Source organism: Mesorhizobium sp. YL-MeA3-2017, assembly GCF_030814575.1.
Taxonomy (GTDB): Bacteria; Pseudomonadota; Alphaproteobacteria; order Rhizobiales; family Rhizobiaceae; genus Mesorhizobium; species Mesorhizobium terrae.
The window spans coordinates 3933853-3949709 of the sequence record NZ_JAUSVH010000001.1; the positions used below are offsets into that span (position 1 = coordinate 3933853).

Sequence of the window (15857 nt, forward strand, 5' to 3'; positions counted from 1 at the left end):
CGAAGGGGACAAACTTAGGGAGCAACTCGCGGAGAGAAGGAGGAGGGAGCAAGCGATCAAAAAGCCCATCGCTCATTCTAGAGCGCGATCTCACGGATCATCGCCTGATCGACAGCGTGTTTATTGCTAACATTGGCACCGGATCAGGTTCGATGGTATTAGCGGGCATCACGGTGCCCAAGCAAGTCATCGGCTACCAAAGCAATAGCGGGAAGAGCACCGGTTGGCGCGTTCGGTTTGACTGGACAGGATCGGATGGTCAGCCCCAGCACTCCGAGACGGTCCCGCCGGAGGCCGACAATCGACGCAACGACCCTGATCGAAACTGGGGCTTGCATGAATGATGGCGTGACCAAGTGCCAATGGAGCAGGCCAGCTCTTTTGGTTTGCGATGGATGGATCGCTCCAGCGGGGCGTGATAGATTGAACTGACGGTACTTTTTGCGATCGAGTCGATTGTGCGACCGAACACCGTCAGAGCGAAAATCAGCCGATTGGCACCGATAGTTGCTGAAACCTCAAAAATTTTTTTGTGACAATTTTCTCTTTAAAATCAATAGCGTGATTTTTTGACGGCTTTTATGTCGGAATTGGAAGCATATCGAGAAATATTTGACAATGATTTCAGTGCCTTATAGGATATCTAAATAATCGAATGGGAATGACGGGCATAACAGCGGCAACAGCGTAGGTTCGGCGGCGATTTGCGCTGCTGCGCCGCTGTCATTTCGTCTGTTCCTCACTCTCGTTGAGCGGCTTGGCTTCCCTCTTGAAACTCGCTCCTTCGATTTGTGGGCCCGCCGAGCGAAGCAAAGCGGCTTCTTGTACCGGAGCCAGCTTTGTTGGAGCTTCTCCTGCTGGAAGACGTCAAAACTTCCAGTTGAAGTTCGCACGGACGATTATTTTGAGTTCAGATCGCCATCTCGCGGCCGACGGCCTGGATTTTTTCCCAGACGCGTCCAGACTCGGGAACCTCGATGTTGAAAACCGTCTTGAACGTATCGGCGAGATGATCCGCGCTCGTGATGGACTGTTCGCTGACGCTGTCTGCCGTCACGCTGCGCAGGCAATCGTTCTTCAGGGCGACATAGCCATCCGCAGTATGCAGAATGAGCGCCAGCGCGTTTGTGAACGGCGAGCCGGGATCTTGCGTCAGCCAGCCAAGCGTCGCGGCCATGGCGGCCTCGTCGCTGTAATCGGGCCGGAAATCGAAGCTGTGCGCCATGCCGCGCGCATGGTTCTTGAAGCGCAGCCAGCCGTCGTTCGCCGGCGCGATCGAAAATTCGAAACCGCGTTGGCTGATCGGTCCAACGGCAAGCGGCACAGGTTCGACTATGGCGTCGCCCAGGCCGACGTCCGCAATATACGGCCGGTCGAGATCGACGCGCAGGGCCAGATGATTGCCGATGACGAGGTCGCCCATGATTTCGCGATCGACGCCGCTGCAAAGACGGGTGACAGTGAAACCGAGCGCGGCGAGTGCCGCGCCGAACAAACCGTTCATCTCGTAGCACCAGCCACCGCGCTTGCCCTCAACCATTTTGGCGAAGGCGGCAGCCGGTGCGATCGTGCACGGCCATCCCATGAAGGCATCCATTGCCTCCCAGGTGAAGGCCATCAGATGGGCGCGGTGAAGTCTCGACAGACTTTCGATGTCGAGAGACGCCGGCCGGTCAACCCCGATCTTGGCGAGATAGGTATCCAATTGGCTGGATGTCAGGATCATTCCATTTTCGCTTGGAGAGACGTACGTCATCCTTCGGGTTCCTTTGATCGAACCGTTTTCGAGATTCCGATGCCGTTTTTCGGGGCTCCGTCGGGCGAATTGACAACAGCTCCCCGTTCGCCAGTGCGGAAGGCAACGGCGTCGGTAGGGAAAACGGGTTTTGAGTTAGTCCGGTCGGTGTTCCTGCTTGCAAATGCTGAGGCCGATCACGCGGCCGACAGGGCTCCTTGTGAATATCTCAAGACGAAGTCCTCGATTTCCGCGACAAGCCGTGCAGGCCCCGGGCCTTCCTCGGCGATAGCGCGCCTAAGGGCCGACGCCCGCTCGGAAAAGCTCGATTCTGAAAGGATGCGCCGCACGGCCTCGCCAAGCATTTGCGGGGATGCCGAAGGATCGAGGCGCAGGCCCACACCGTGATAGTCCACACGCGCGGCATTGTCGTTCTGATCACGTCCCATCGGGAGAACAACGAGGGGAACGCCGTGGCTCAGTGATCGCAAGACCGTGCCGTGCCCGCCGTGAGTAACGACGACGCTGGCTTTGGTCAGGATTTCGTCATGCGCTGCATTGGGAAGAATAGTAGCGTTCGCAGGCGATCGAAGACGAAGCCCCTCGAGGGCCTTGCCGAGGGTGACGACCACGTCGACCGGCTCTCCGGCCAAACCGGATATCGCCCGCTGGAGTACGTCCGCCTGCCCCTGATTGGTGGTGCTGAACGAAACGAGCACGAGGGGCCGCATCTCGCGCGCAGGCAGGCTCGTCCAGCGTTCGTGGGCCCAGCTCGGCATCTCCAGCAGCGGCCCCACATAGCGTACATGGTCCGGCAGGTGTTCGGTGGGAAAATCGAAGCTTCTGCTGGTAGCAAGAAGATGGCGACCAGCGCTCAAGGGCTGTTCGCGGACATGGAACAGCGGCGCAAGCCCGAAATGAGCACGCGTCGCGTTGAGGCAAGGCAGGAAGCCGTCCCATTGCCGCTCGGCCGTCGCTGAAACCTCGGCATCGCGTGTTCTGTCCGCAACCGACCGGGCAGGCTGAAAGCCTGGACCGAACGGCGGATGTCCCGGAAGAGGCCAGAGCGAGATGTTGCTCGCGAGCAGAGCCGTCGGAACTTTCGCGATTTCACCCGCGAGCATGCTGCCGAACAGCATATCCGCGCCGAGAAGGATATCGGCCGGCTCTGTTGCCAATGCTTCGAGAATATCCTCGGCGTGGAATTGCGCCGGTCCGACGAATACCCTTTCGCATGCTCTTTGGAAGCCGGCCAACGGATCGGAGGTTTCCCAATCACGCACATAACAGCTTTCGGGTGAGCGATCAGAACGGTTCGGCGCGCGCTTCCATGGCAGGAACCGGGCGCCTGCGTCGATCACCTCCGCTCGCATCGTGTCGTCGGCAATCAGACGGACGTTGTGCCCCCGGCCGGCGAGCGCGCGTACAGCTCCGAGTGTCGGCGGCACGTTGCCGCCGCCTTCCCAGCAGACCGCCAAGATGCGCAGGTTGGACCTCGCATCTGTCGCGTTCATCATTGCCTTGGTCCTTTCTCGAAAGAGACCGGATCAGTTTGTCTTGTCCTCACGCAGCAGACGCTCAATCGCCTGCGTCATGAGGCGGTGTGTCTCTGCGGCCGAATGTCCTTGCGCCCGGCGCAGCAGATGCCAGACCCAAACATCGGTCTGGACCAGCAACTGCGCGAGCCTATCTCCGCGAGCCTGGGCGTCGAGTTTATCGAGCCAGGCCTTGAACATGTCCTCGATCCATTCGCGATGACCCCTGCGTCCACGATCGAGGACGGCAGCGAATTCGGGAATGCGCACTTCCTGGCTCAGCGTTCGCACGATGATGTCGCCGGTGCGCTCGTAGTCGTCCATCAGGAGGGTGACGATATCCGCCACGCTTTGGGCCGGAGTGCTCCAGCGTTGGTCTTGGATCGAGACGTCCATCTGTGCCGCCATGGCGCTGAGCACGCCGGTCTTGCTGCCGAAACGCCGTATCACGGTTTGGCGAGTGGTGCCGGCCGTTGCGGCGATGTCGTCGAGAGTGATCTCGTCGAACCAGCGCTCTGCGAGGAGCGCGGTCAAGGCCTCGACAATCTGCTGCTCGGTATCCTGGACCGCTTCGGCGCGCGCTGATTGACGATAGGCTCGCGGAGACATCAAGTCGCCCCTTATTTGATGTTACGTTGTGTAACGCGAAATTAAGGAGACGTCAATACGGGTTGGCCGCTCGCGGCGTTGCACTGTTAGGTAGTAGTCGGCGTGCTTGCTGGAAAGACCGCTCCTGCAACGTTGCGTGGCCCGTTGATGGCATCGCGGGCGGGAGCATCGAGGCGGAAAGGGCTTGCTCGGTATTTGCAGGACAACGGGACGGACAGGTGTGGGGCTGTTCGGAACAAGCGGTGCGTGTGGGATCGTAGATTGCAATCTGACCGCGCTGATCAGCGACAAAGCCACATGCGTGGCGGTGATATTGGGCGCGAGATCGTCTCGGAATCGGTGTTTGCAGCTACCACTTAGGCTGCATTGGCCAGAGATCCAGACGGGTTAACCTCTTCGCTGGATGTGCGCCCTCAATGAGTGCCGACCATCGGGGTCGCCAATGGCTCACCCATCCAGCCAGGCTGCGAGGCCGTCCAGCGTCTGCAGCCCGTATTCCACCGCGCCGAAGCCGATGACCACCTGACGCCGTTCGCGGCTGGGGTGGAGCTGGCGCATGGTCAGCACCGTCTTGCCGTCGGCCTGTTCGTCGAAGGTCACCGTGACGCGGAACCGGTTGGGGTCGTCGGGGTCGGGCGTGCCATGATCCATCACGATCCGCTCGTTCGGCACGATTTCCAGAAAGCGCATGAGATTGGGGAAGCGCTGCTGCTTGCCCTCGAATGTGCCCACCATGTCGAAACGCCAGATCCCGCCTTCGCGGATATCGGCTTCGTGGCTCTCGATCTTGACGGCGGTCGGGCCAAACCATTGGGCGAGCGCCTCAGGCCTCATCCAGGCGGCAAACACTTTGCTGCGCGGGTGGTTCAGCAGCTTGACCAGTACGATCTCGCGATCGAGCGACCAGCTCTCGAACGGGCTTGCCACGTCTTTCATTCATCCCTCGTCCGTCGTGTCCAGGTAGACTTCCAGCCGCTCCAGCCGCATGGCCCAGTTCCGGCGCTCCGCTTCCATCCAGTTCGCCGCCTCGTCGAAGCGCGCCTTCACCAGCCGGCACCAGCGGCTGCGCCCGCGCTTCTCGCTGGCGATCAGCCCGCACTCCTCCAGCACCCTGAGATGCTGGGCGAAGGAGGGCAGCGCCATGTCGAACGGTTCGGCCAGAATGCTGACCGGCACCTCGCCCTCGGCCAGCCGCGACACCACCGCGCGGCGGGTCGGGTCGCTGAGCGCGTGAAAGGCAAGGTCGAGAGGGGTCGAATGGTAAGGCATGTGTATGCGTAAGATGGTCGGAGCCATCGGTCAACGACAAAAAGGTACTTGCCTTAGTGTTTGCGTTTCGACATAAAGGTACATACCTTAGTATCAAGCCCGCACCGGGCAAGTACACGCAAGGAGGCCCCCGTGGCAGTTCGTGTCGATCTCAACATCTCGCTCGACGGTTTCGCGACAACGACGGACCAGACGCCCGAGCAGCCGATGGGCGAGGACTGGATGCGCCTCGTCGGCGCCTATATCGCGACAAGGACTTTCCGCGAGCGCCTGTTCAAGGACACCAGCGGTCAAGGCACAACCGGCATCGACGACCAGTATGCCCGCGCGTATTTCGACAATATCGGTGCGGAGATCATGGGCGCCGGCATGTTCGGGCTGCACAATTTCCCCAACGATCCGACCTGGAAGGGCTGGTGGGGCGACGAGCCACCATTCCACTGCCCGGTCTTCGTGCTGACCCACAGAAAGCGGCCCTCGATCGAAATGGCTGGCGGCACGACATTCCATTTCATCGAGACCACGCCGGCCGAAGCGCTGCGGCAGGCCGTCGCCGTCGCGGGCGGCAAGGATGTGCGGGTCGGCGGCGGCGCCAGCACCGTCCGCGATTTCCTCAAGGCGGGGCTCGTCGACCGCCTCCATGTCGCCATCGTCCCGATCCTGCTCGGACGCGGCATCCGCCTCTGGGACAACCTGCGTGGGCTGGAATCCGGCTACACGGTGGCGTCGGAAACAGCGGAGAGCGGTGTCATCCACCTGACATTCCGACGTTAACCCTAGCACATGAACAGCGCGATCATGGACTGCCCGGAGGGACCCGATGTCGGCTATTTCGAATAGTCGGCACAGGTGCCGGCAATCTGGTTCCGGCCCCTATAGGAGACTCGCTTGATAGCTGGCGGCCGTCAGCGAAACATGTGCCTCCAACGGTAGCCGCAGTTCCAATACTCGCGGCTCCCTTGCGAAATTCCATAATCGCACTAATCGCGAATCGCTGCGTCGGTCCTCGGCAACCGCCAGTTCACTGTGCGTGACGTGAAACGGTGCGCGCTCCCATCCATTGGTCGTCTTCACCTCGACCAGCCGATCGCTGCCATCCGTATCGAAGTTCAGAATGTCATAGCAGGCGCCATTACCATCGACATGCGACACCCAGTGGATGCGCTCGGCGAGATCGGTCTGGCCGGCGGTGGGCAGACTGGCACGCTCGTGGGTGAGGTTGCGCTCCTCGCTGGCGCGACCCAGCGCGCGATAGCAGTCATCTGCTCGATCTCGTCGCGCGGTGGTGGGGCCCATCGACGTCAAGGAGACCCTGTTCGGCATATATGAGGCGCGCAGCCATTCGGGCACCAATGGCACCAGGCACAATCCGGCCACCGAGGCGAGCAATGCGCTGGACAGGGGTGCGGCGAGATCATGTCGACTTTGATCGAGTGCGGAGGAACTATGAAGGGTTACGATCTGAACCTGATCCAGGACATCGGGCGCAGCGTCAGCATTCCATTGATCGCTAATCGTGGGGCAGGCAAGCTGACCGATTTCGGCTCCGCCGTTGTCCATGTGCTGATGCCGTAGACGCGGGAGCGATGTTCATGTTCCATGACCAACATCGTGCCGTTTTGATCACCCATTCGTCATAAGCGGACCTCAAAGTGGTAATCTGATGCGAACACGTCGGTGACTCTATGCTTGAAGGACGGCGCGCGCTATCAGGACAGCTGCTGCAACTTTCGAGCTGGATCGCGTTCGCTACGAGCCCGGGACCGTGAAAGATCGTCAAAAAGGGGCGGCGCTGGGGAACGGGCACTGTGAATTCTATGCCATATCGGACCTGCACGCGCTGCATCATGGACACGACCGATCCCGACATCGTTTTCGATGTCGGTGGAGTGTGCAGCCACCGCCATCGTTACAACCGGGTAGCCGGACAGCGCCTCGCGCCGCTTGAAGGGCGGAGCAGGAAGTTCGCGTCGCTGGTGACCGAGATCAAGGCCGTCGGCGAAGGGAAGCCCTTTGATTGTGTGATCGGCGTCAGTGGTGGCATCGACACCACCCATGTCGCCCATATCGTCAATAAACTCGGCCTGCGCCCCTTTGCGATCCATCTCGACAATGGGTGGAATTTCGAACTCACGGTGGCTAATATCCAGAAGACGCTGGAGAAGCTGAGCATAGATTTGCGCACCCACGTCATCGACTGGATTGAATTTCGTGATCTTCAGCTATCTTGCCTCAAAGCCGCCACGCCCGATGGGGAAATTCCGACCGACCTTGCGATTTTCGCGTTGCTCTATACGCAGGCGGCCAAGCACGGCTTGCGGCATGACATCACGGACACGAACTCGGTGACCGAGGCAATCCTGCTGGAGAAATGGGGCTACGGCTATTTTGGCTGGATTTACATCAGGAATGTGTACAAGCGCTTCGGCTGTTTGGGCTCCAAGAGCTATCCGCATTTCTCACCGATCGGTCTAACTTACTGCATTTTAGACCGAAAGATAAAGATCCCATCCATTTTGAACCTCATAGACTGCAATAAGAAGGCAACGATGGATATACTCCGGAATGGACCGACCCGAGTCTATTATAGAATCAAGAACTACTATCCGATCTATACACGATTCTATCAGTCACTCTATTTGCAAAATAAGTTCAAACTCGACAAGCGCAAGGAATATTACTCTAATCTCGTGCTTTGGGGGCAGATGACGGATGACGAGGCGCTGAGCGCGATGCAGGGGGCGGCCCATCCGAAAAACCTCATCGAGGAAGACTACGACTATGTGACCAAGAAGCCGGGACTGAAACCCGAGGAGATGGAAGGTATCATTGCCTCCCCTAACAAGACCTTCGGGGGTTACAAGACCAACCATAGTCTATCCGAGCCGGCCAGGCGGCTGGCGAACACGATTCGTCCTCGGATCGGCTAACTGCGTGCGCTATCGTCCTGAAATCGACGGCCTGCGCGCTATTTCTGTATTGGGAGTCGTGGCATTTCACTTTGAACTCGCCACCGCTGGAAAAATCTGGTTGCGTGGAGGATATCTCGGCGTCGACGTCTTCTTCGTCATATCTGGCTATCTGATCACGCGGATATTGCTCAAGGACCTCAGCCTCGGCGCCCTGCCGGACTTCTATTTCCGGCGCGTCCGCCGCTTGCTTCCAGCGCTCTATCTGGTCTGTGCCAGTTCACTGGCACTCGGCCTCTATGTCCTGCCGCCCGAAGCTCTCATCAAGCTTGCCCGATCCGCGATTGCCGGTATCGCCTTCGTCTCAAACATCTACTTCTACCTCACCACGGATTATTGGTCGGAAGCCGCGTCGCTCACGCCGCTGATCCATCTCTGGTCGCTGTCGGTCGAGGAGCAGTTCTATCTCTTCTATCCTGCCTTGCTGCTCCTTCTGGCCGGGCGGCCAAAATGGTTCGCACTTGCCGTCCCCGTCCTGATGATAGCGTCACTGGCCGCGGCTTTGAGGTTGCCAGCGGCCAGCCCCGAGGTGTTTTACCTGTCGGTCTTTCGCGCCTGGGAACTGCTGGCTGGTGCGCTGGTCGGCCTCTGGCACGAGCGGCGGCGGGACGGCCTCGATCTGCCGAGATGGACTGATATTCTGCCCCCGATCGGACTCGTCCTGATCGGCCTGGCATTTATTCTCGGCGGCAACTATACGGCCAACCTGGCCAGTGTTCTGGGTGCCATGCTCGTCCTCGGCACGGCCCGGCAGCAGGCTTGGCCTACGCGAGTGCTGGCATGGCCACCGGCGGTTTTTCTCGGGCTCATTTCGTATCCGCTATATCTCTGGCACCAGCCCGTCCTGGCTTTCGCCGGTAGTTATTTCCTCTCCGATCTTGATCTCGCATCGCGTCTGTCCCTCGTCGTGCTGTGCATAATTCTCGCCGCCGCGACATGGTTTTTTGTCGAACGCCCCATCCGCCAGGGCATGTCGCTTGGGCAGACGTGGCGTCTATCGCTGCCGGTCAGCGTGGCGCTGATCGTGACGTCGCTGTGCCTAATGGCACTGCATGGCGTGCCGCAACGGTATAATTCGGAACAGTTGAAACTCCTGGCGGCCTCCGCACAACGTGGCACGACCGTGCTCGAAGGACAGAATTGCAAGACGAGCACCGTATCCAAACCCTGCCGCATCGGCGATCCCGCGGCGCCGATCACCTGGGCCTTGCTGGGTGACAGTCATGCCGAGACCTTGTCCGACTCAGTGTCGGAACTGTTGGCACGCAACGGTTTGGCCGGAGAAGTGCTGACCTATCCAGGGTGCCCGTTCATCGTCGGAATAGAGCCAGTGTACACCAATGAAGCATGTGCCAGCTTCGCCAAAGACGTCATGGAAACCCTCCTGAAAGATCACATTGAGACCGTGATTATACAGGATCGGACAACTGCCTATATCCAAGGGACGAGATTCGACAACGGCGAAGGAGGTGTCGAGCCCGGCAAGCCTTTCCCAGTGCGTCCGGTGGGCCAGAAAGACCTAGGTGAACCGACACGCATCGCAGAGGTCGAGGCGTTGTTCACAGGCACCATCACCGGCCTTCTCGATCGTGGAATACGGGTAATATACATCGCACCGGTTCCCGAAGTTGGCTGGCATGTGCCGCGTGTCGCGGCGCGCTTGGCCGCCCGTGGTTCCATACCCATAACCACAAGTCGCACACGATACTTCGAGCGCCATCGGGGACTGTTCAAGGTATTGGATACGCTTTCGGGGCGCCCGGGACTGACAGTTGTCTATCCGGACCAGACGTTTTGCGACCCCAAGAACAACCGTTGCCGCACCGCATCAGACGGCGAATTGTTATACACCGATACGGACCACCTAAGCCGCAAGGGTGGCCGATTTCTGGTCGAGGCGATGGGCAGGCAACTGACATCGCTGGGACTGTTGAGCAAGTAGGAAGCCAATTGAACGTCTTGGGCTACGTGTGCTGTGATTGTCGTGGTATCGGGTGTCAGTCGCCACCCTTGGTCAATTATAGAGTTCGTTGAAAACCGTGCGCCATCAAGTGGTCAAATCCGTCGCCTTGTTCTCGGGAACAAACATCCTTGCGGCGGCTATTCCCCTGCTGCTGCTACCGATCCTGACGCGCGTATTGACGGCCGCCGACTACGGCCTGGTGGCCATGTATGCCCTCGTTATCACCGCTTTCGGTGCCCTGACGGGCCTGTCGGCTCATGGTGCGGTCGGGATGCGATATTTCGACCGTACGGAGATCGACTATCCTCGATATATCGGGAATGCGATGATCTTGCTGTTCGTGACGAGTACATGTGTGTTCGCCATCGTCCTGTTGGCGGCGGGTCCACTTGAAGAGCTCACTCAATTACCCCGCAAATGGCTGTTGATCGGTGTAGGAGTTTCCGCCCTCCAATTCGTCCTACTTATTCGCTTGTCGGTGTATCAGTCGGCGAAACAAGCGGGCTCCTTCGCCACCTTTCGTATTTCCCAAGCCCTGGTTGATGCCGGATTGTCGATCGTTCTGGTGCTCGGTTTGGCCTTGGCGTGGGAAGGCAGACTGATTGGCCAGTCGGCCGCCATTGTGCTGTTGGGAATCGTGGCTAGCGTTTCCCTCGCGGTCGGCGGCTGGGTCAAACTTGAACCGGATCGGAAATACATTGCCGGGCTGCTCAAGTTTGGCGTGCCACTGGTACCCCATGTCGTCGGCGGTATGCTGCTGACGTCAGTGGATCGTATTTTCATCGCCAATGTGATCGGTATATCCCAGACAGGCGTCTATTTGGTCGCGGTGCAGATCAGTCTGGGAATTTACCTGATTGCCGATGCCTGCAATCGCGCCATTTCGCCCTGGCTCATCGAAACCCTCAAGATGGCTGATCCCGCCAAGGACATCCGTATCACCCGCTACACATTGCTCTATTTCCTGTTTCTGATGTGCTCGGCGATAGCGGTCGGCATCGGTTCCATCTGGGCATTGCCGCTTGTGGTTGGTCCGGCGTTTGGTGGGGCCGCCAAATTGATCTGGATAACCGCGATCGCCCAAGCCTTTGCCGGCATGTACCTGATTGTCGCCAATGTCATTTTCTATCAAGAAAAGACAGCATTCCTATCGGTCATAACGATCAGTTGCGGAATATTGGGCGCTGTCCTGTCTTATCTGTTCCTGCACATATTTGGCCTGGTCGGTGCTGCCGTGGCGCAGTTGATCGCGCAGGCGACGATGTTTACTGGAGCCCTTCTCTTCGCGCAGCATCTGCGGCCCTTGCCCTGGTTCGCTGCCCTGTTTCCCACAAGGGTCAGGACGACCGACTAAATGTCAGCCAATCCAACAGAGATGCAGGTCGCCGCCTCCATAAGGGCATTCGAAAAGCGAACGCAGGCCTTTGAAAAGCGCGTTCACGGTATCCCGCTCTGGCAACTGGTTCGGTTCGAGGTTTCGATGCGATTGCAGGCCCTCAATCTAGAGCGGGCGGGCATCGGACGTCAGCGCCTCGTTGCGGGGATATTGAAGGGCTTGTGGCAGTTCCTATGGCTACCGAAGGCCGAGTATGTCGGGAAGACATTTGATTCCGCCTTCCGCAGGCAGGGGAAAAACGGTTTCGAAGACGTCTACTTTGAAGAGCTAAGATCCGCTGTTTCGCGCTTTTCGACGATGTCGTCCTGCGATGCGCCCGGTTACGAGGCCAATGTCGACAACGCAGCGACACCTCCGGCTTTTGACGATACCAGCGTCATCGCCCTGAGCGCCATACTCGGGCGCATCCTGCCCAGAGTTCGCAGCCACGCCGCTTTCGACCAGCTGTCCGAAGCGATCCGGAACGAGCTCGGGCTGGAACACTACTCCCCGCACGTGCTCTCGCGGCTGTACAATGTCTTCGTTTGGCGGGTCACGCTCTACCGCATCGTTCTGGCAAGGTTTGGTGCACGCGCGGTAATGTGTCCAGATAACGGACAGTTCGCTTTGATCCGCGCTGCCGAGCTCAGGGGAATTTCCTTCGTCGAAATGCAGCATGGGGTTTTCAGTGGAGCTCATCCGAACGCTCTGCCCTCCGACCTATCCCCGGAGGAAGTCAGGGGACTGCTATTGCCGTCGAAACTCGCAGTCTATGGCGCCTTTGCGGCGGAGCAGCTGAAGGACACCTGGCTCGCGGTCAACGGGCGTATCGAACTGGTTGGGGCGCCATTGCTTTCGGGCTTTCGCGCGCTCGCAGTGAACAAATTCCCTAACAAAGTTCCGCGTATCGCACTGACTACTCAGGGGATCGGGCGTCAGGCACTGCGAGATTTCATCGCCCAATTTCTGCGCGAATGCCCAGCCGACTTCGAGTTGATCGTAAGATTGCACCCCGCTTACGATGCCGACACGATGTTCTATGAGAGCGCCTTTTGCGCGGATAACCGAGTCCATATCCAGTCCGGAACATCGTCGGTCAGCACCCATAGCCTGATCGCCAGCGCGGATTTCCATGTTAGCATTTCTTCGGCCTGTCACTTCGATGCGCTTGGCCTAGGAACGCCGACAGGGATATTGCAGCTTGAGACCTACGAATCAGTGGTTGAAGTGTCGAAGGCGGAGGGCGCCATGTTGATCGAGACGCCATCCGACCTTGCGCGAATCGTCGCTCGGCGCGAGTTTGGGGTAGTGCCGCAAACCACGTCGCGCTATTTCTTCGAACCGGATTTTGGCGGTCAATTTTCCAGACTTCTGAAAAATCTCCCCGTTCCGAGTTCTGCGAGATCTGGGGAAGCGCCAAGCTGATCGACCACTAGGTGGGACTGGCTTAGTCGTCAGCCGGTGCCTCCTGAACACCCATCGAACACTGACAATGGATTGCACACCTTGAGAACAGCTCTGATTGGACTTGGACGTATGGGCGTGCGACACGCGTCGGTTCTCAGGGAGGTCGAACTGCCTCTGGGAGCGATCAGCGATATCAATCGCGAGACTTGCAACAAGGTCGGCCAGGAATACGGCGTCGAGGAAAAACATCGCTACTTGTCGGCCATCGACATGCTGAAGCAGGTGCGGCCTGAACTGGTCGTCATCGCCACGACGGCCCCTAGTCACCATGACCTCGTCGTCACTGCCGCGGCCAATGGCGCGCGCAAAATTCTATGCGAGAAGCCGATGGCGACCAGTCTCGCCGAATGCGAGAACATGATCAGCGTCTGCAAGGCAGCCGGTGTCGATCTGGCGATCAATCACCAGATGCGCTTCATGGAACAATATACGATCCCCATGCGGATGGCGGCCTCCCCTGAGCTTGGCGGGCTGGGTAGCGTTGTTGTGAGCGCCGGAAATTTTGGCGTCGCCATGAACGGGACCCACTATTTCGAGATGTTCCGTCTGATGACGGACGAAAATCCGGCGTTTGTGAATGCGTGGTTTGGCGATGTCGACGTGCCCAACCCCCGCGGAGCGCAGTTCAAGGATGCCTCGGGCTCCGTTCGCCTGCAGACCCCGTCCGGCAAAAGGTTCTTCATGGACTGTTCAGGAGACCAAGGCCTCGGACTGCACGTGACCTATAATTGCCGTTATGGGCGGATCAGCGTCGATGAACTTGATGGCAGTCTCGAATACGTGGCCCGAGAGGCTGAATATCGCGATCTCCCCACCACACGCTACGGCATGCCGAGCACCAAGGTGGTGCAGTCCATCACTCCGGCGGATGCAGTGGCTCCTACGCTAGCTGTTGTCAAAGCGCTGTTAGCCGGTGTGAATTACCCCACTGGCGAGAACGGTTTGCAGACAATGCGGACACTCATCGCCGCCCATCTGTCCAATAGCCGCAATGGGGCAACGATTGATCTTGAGAAAGACACGTTGCCGCGTGATCTAATTCTGCCATTGGCATGAATAGCATTACGTAACCGTCTCAATTTTGTGATATCTGACCGCCGTGCGATATCTAGAATTCAATTCAGAAGCATGTGGGGCGATGAATACGCTAGAAACTCGAATTTTGGCGGCTGCCAGATGGTTTAAAGGCGGCGGCGACACCGCGATATTTATAGCACTTTCGCTATTTTTCTCGCTGTTCATTGGACAAGATCAGATCGTTAACCGGAGTGGTCTGACCTATTGGCTGCTCGTGACTCCCGCCATCGTATTTCCTCTTCTTCGTCTGCGGCAAACTCTCGATAGCCTAGTATTTGGCCTGGCCAGGCCCTTTGCGGTACTCGGTTTTTTGGGGTGTGCCTGGTCCATTATTGGCGGCGACTATTCGGTCATCCCTCCGCTTGTCATCATCGTATGGGTTTCAGGGTGGGTTCTCCGTTCGGAGGCAAAGGTCAACTTGAATCTACTGCTGGCAGTGTTTCTGACATTCTACACAGCCGGCGTTGTCCGATTTTACACCCAACCGCCGATCAACGAAGTTACCTGGCTCAACACTAAATTCGCAGGTGAGGCTCAAGCATTCAAGGCCCCGCCCAACAGCGCGCAGAATACAGCTGACGCGCCACCGGACACCATCCCCGCGCCGTCACCAGTCGCCGAGAATGAGCCCGCGCGCAAGCCGCCACCAGTATTCGAGCCAGACCAAGTCCGTGACGGGCTGAATCTGAATGGCTGGGGCATCCTGCCCGGTGAAACCGCGCCAACCTACGGCCCATGGCGCATTTCAGTTACCCCCAACATTGCTGCATCGGGGACGATCTCGCTGTTTGCAATGATGCTGGCATTGAGCCCACTGGCTTGGAGAGGCCTGAAGCTCGTTTCCATCGTGGTCAGTGGCTATTTTCTTTTCCTGTCCTTCGTACGCTCGGCGTTGATCGGCTTTTGCCTTTTTTGCCTCGCACAAGTTAACCTTCGCGCACTTCCGAGTCGGAGCAGATTCCGCATGATATTTGCCGCGCTGTTGGTCGGCGGCGCCGTCGTCATAACGGTATTGGCGCCTTACGCGCTTTACTTCCTTCAGGATATTGGCCCGATATCGCGCCTTCTATTGCGCGGGCAGACTCATCTCACGGTCGACGACATCTACAGGCAACTCTACCGTCCATGGATCTGGCAGCAACATATGCAACTGTTCCTGAAGAGTGTTTTCTGGATGGGGCAGGGTAGCAATCTGGCGAGAGACGCGGCGTCTTCCATACTCAATGTGGGGCAGGCACGATCAGACTCTGTTTCCCTGCCCACGCGCCTGCTTGCCACCTATGGTCTGCCGGCGCTGGCGTTTTTCTGGTTCATCGTCGAAAGGTGCTACAGCCACATCAAGGCGAATGACATCTGGGCCGTCTCGGCAACCTCGGCAATCGTCTGGCTTATGATGACATGGGGCAGCGTCTTCCATCCCACCAACGCCATATTTGCCCTCTCGATCCTGATTTTGGGACGAGGTAGTTCCGGTTTCGTCTCGGGAGTGCAGACAGGCATGGTGAAGAACCGGGTTGTTCAGCTAACCTCTATTGGTCGGGAAGGCCACACGATTTCGATCACGAGCCGCCAAAACCGCAATTCGTGATATCTGCGCTGAAGTAGGTTCATAGTGCGAATTCCATCCGATCGAAGCGGTCAAGACCAATGTCCTCGACACTAAAAATGCACTTGTTGCCGCCATCGTCGGCAATCTCGAAATCTGGCTCAATAAGTTGATTGCCGGCAAGCAGTCCCGCTGAAGCGACGAGTGCCGATAGTCGGAAATGCGGCAAAATCCAAGAAGCCGACTGGTTATGATGGCAGCGAAAGCATCGCTTGGCGCAGGCCGGAAGGGGCTTTGTGCTCCGGTGGCATG

At 58.3% G+C, this 15857-nt stretch carries 14 protein-coding genes; 8 read left to right on the forward strand and 6 right to left on the reverse strand.

Annotated elements, in window-relative coordinates; translation table 11 throughout:
* Positions 1-910 precede the first annotated feature (910 nt).
* From QFZ88_RS18700 to QFZ88_RS18720, 5 genes are all read right to left on the reverse strand, one after another.
* Positions 911-1726, reverse strand: coding sequence for an arylamine N-acetyltransferase family protein (locus QFZ88_RS18700; RefSeq protein WP_244431153.1), 816 nt, complete (start codon positions 1724-1726; stop codon positions 911-913).
* A gap of 206 nt (positions 1727-1932) precedes the next feature.
* Positions 1933-3252: a nucleotide disphospho-sugar-binding domain-containing protein gene (locus QFZ88_RS18705; RefSeq protein ID WP_024926759.1), complete on the reverse strand. Its 1320-nt coding sequence runs from the start codon at positions 3250-3252 to the stop codon at positions 1933-1935.
* A 30-nt stretch (positions 3253-3282) separates the two neighbouring features.
* Positions 3283-3879 carry a TetR/AcrR family transcriptional regulator gene (locus QFZ88_RS18710; protein WP_065996643.1) on the reverse strand — a complete coding sequence of 199 codons (597 nt, stop codon included), beginning with the start codon at positions 3877-3879 and terminating at the stop codon, positions 3283-3285.
* Between the two features lie 447 nt (positions 3880-4326).
* Positions 4327-4815, reverse strand: a complete 489-nt coding sequence (locus tag QFZ88_RS18715) for an SRPBCC family protein (protein ID WP_024925046.1) — start codon at positions 4813-4815, stop codon at positions 4327-4329.
* Positions 4816-5148: an ArsR/SmtB family transcription factor gene (locus QFZ88_RS18720; protein WP_024925045.1), complete on the reverse strand. Its 333-nt coding sequence runs from the start codon at positions 5146-5148 to the stop codon at positions 4816-4818.
* A gap of 132 nt (positions 5149-5280) precedes the next feature.
* Here QFZ88_RS18720 and QFZ88_RS18725 point away from each other — a divergent pair, with 132 nt between their 5' ends.
* Entirely contained in the window at positions 5281-5922 is a 642-nt protein-coding gene (locus QFZ88_RS18725; RefSeq protein ID WP_024925044.1) for a dihydrofolate reductase family protein, read from the forward strand.
* A 99-nt stretch (positions 5923-6021) separates the two neighbouring features.
* Here QFZ88_RS18725 and QFZ88_RS18730 read toward each other — a convergent pair whose 3' ends face one another.
* Positions 6022-6471, reverse strand: a complete 450-nt coding sequence (locus tag QFZ88_RS18730; RefSeq protein WP_051512140.1) for a DUF3883 domain-containing protein — start codon at positions 6469-6471, stop codon at positions 6022-6024.
* Positions 6472-6564: 93 nt separating this feature from the next.
* Here QFZ88_RS18730 and QFZ88_RS29575 point away from each other — a divergent pair, with 93 nt between their 5' ends.
* The 7 genes from QFZ88_RS29575 (at position 6565) to QFZ88_RS18760 (ending at position 15587) form a co-directional block, all read left to right on the forward strand.
* Positions 6565-6723, forward strand: a complete 159-nt coding sequence (locus tag QFZ88_RS29575; RefSeq protein ID WP_081766918.1) for a HisA/HisF-related TIM barrel protein — start codon at positions 6565-6567, stop codon at positions 6721-6723.
* Positions 6724-6995: 272 nt separating this feature from the next.
* A complete protein-coding gene (locus QFZ88_RS18735) occupies positions 6996-8078 on the forward strand; it encodes an ExsB family transcriptional regulator (RefSeq protein ID WP_024925042.1) in 1083 nt (360 codons plus the stop codon).
* A gap of 4 nt (positions 8079-8082) precedes the next feature.
* On the forward strand, positions 8083-10059 hold the full coding sequence (locus QFZ88_RS18740; RefSeq protein WP_161773100.1) for an acyltransferase family protein: 1977 nt from the start codon (positions 8083-8085) through the stop codon (positions 10057-10059).
* Positions 10060-10156: 97 nt separating this feature from the next.
* A complete protein-coding gene (locus tag QFZ88_RS18745; protein WP_244431339.1) occupies positions 10157-11434 on the forward strand; it encodes an oligosaccharide flippase family protein in 1278 nt (425 codons plus the stop codon).
* Positions 11435-12880: a hypothetical protein gene (locus tag QFZ88_RS18750; protein ID WP_024927301.1), complete on the forward strand. Its 1446-nt coding sequence runs from the start codon at positions 11435-11437 to the stop codon at positions 12878-12880.
* A 36-nt stretch (positions 12881-12916) separates the two neighbouring features.
* Entirely contained in the window at positions 12917-13978 is a 1062-nt protein-coding gene (locus QFZ88_RS18755; protein WP_275040864.1) for a Gfo/Idh/MocA family protein, read from the forward strand.
* 82 nt (positions 13979-14060) lie between these two features.
* Positions 14061-15587: a hypothetical protein gene (locus tag QFZ88_RS18760; protein WP_024925037.1), complete on the forward strand. Its 1527-nt coding sequence runs from the start codon at positions 14061-14063 to the stop codon at positions 15585-15587.
* The last annotated feature ends 270 nt before the right edge of the window (positions 15588-15857 follow it).

Bases quoted from the DNA above. Each gene is read 5' to 3' on its own strand.
- QFZ88_RS18710 (WP_065996643.1), bottom strand. From the start codon at position 3,879: ATGTCTCCGCGAGCCTATCGTCAATCAGCGCGCGCCGAAGCGGTCCAG.
- QFZ88_RS29575 (WP_081766918.1), top strand. From the start codon at position 6,565: ATGTCGACTTTGATCGAGTGCGGAGGAACTATGAAGGGTTACGATCTG.
- QFZ88_RS18735 (WP_024925042.1), top strand. From the start codon at position 6,996: ATGGACACGACCGATCCCGACATCGTTTTCGATGTCGGTGGAGTGTGC.
- QFZ88_RS18700 (WP_244431153.1), bottom strand. From the start codon at position 1,726: ATGATCCTGACATCCAGCCAATTGGATACCTATCTCGCCAAGATCGGG.
- QFZ88_RS18720 (WP_024925045.1), bottom strand. From the start codon at position 5,148: ATGCCTTACCATTCGACCCCTCTCGACCTTGCCTTTCACGCGCTCAGC.
- QFZ88_RS18730 (WP_051512140.1), bottom strand. From the start codon at position 6,471: ATGCCGAACAGGGTCTCCTTGACGTCGATGGGCCCCACCACCGCGCGA.
- QFZ88_RS18705 (WP_024926759.1), bottom strand. From the start codon at position 3,252: ATGATGAACGCGACAGATGCGAGGTCCAACCTGCGCATCTTGGCGGTC.
- QFZ88_RS18715 (WP_024925046.1), bottom strand. From the start codon at position 4,815: ATGAAAGACGTGGCAAGCCCGTTCGAGAGCTGGTCGCTCGATCGCGAG.
- QFZ88_RS18760 (WP_024925037.1), top strand. From the start codon at position 14,061: ATGAATACGCTAGAAACTCGAATTTTGGCGGCTGCCAGATGGTTTAAA.
- QFZ88_RS18750 (WP_024927301.1), top strand. From the start codon at position 11,435: ATGTCAGCCAATCCAACAGAGATGCAGGTCGCCGCCTCCATAAGGGCA.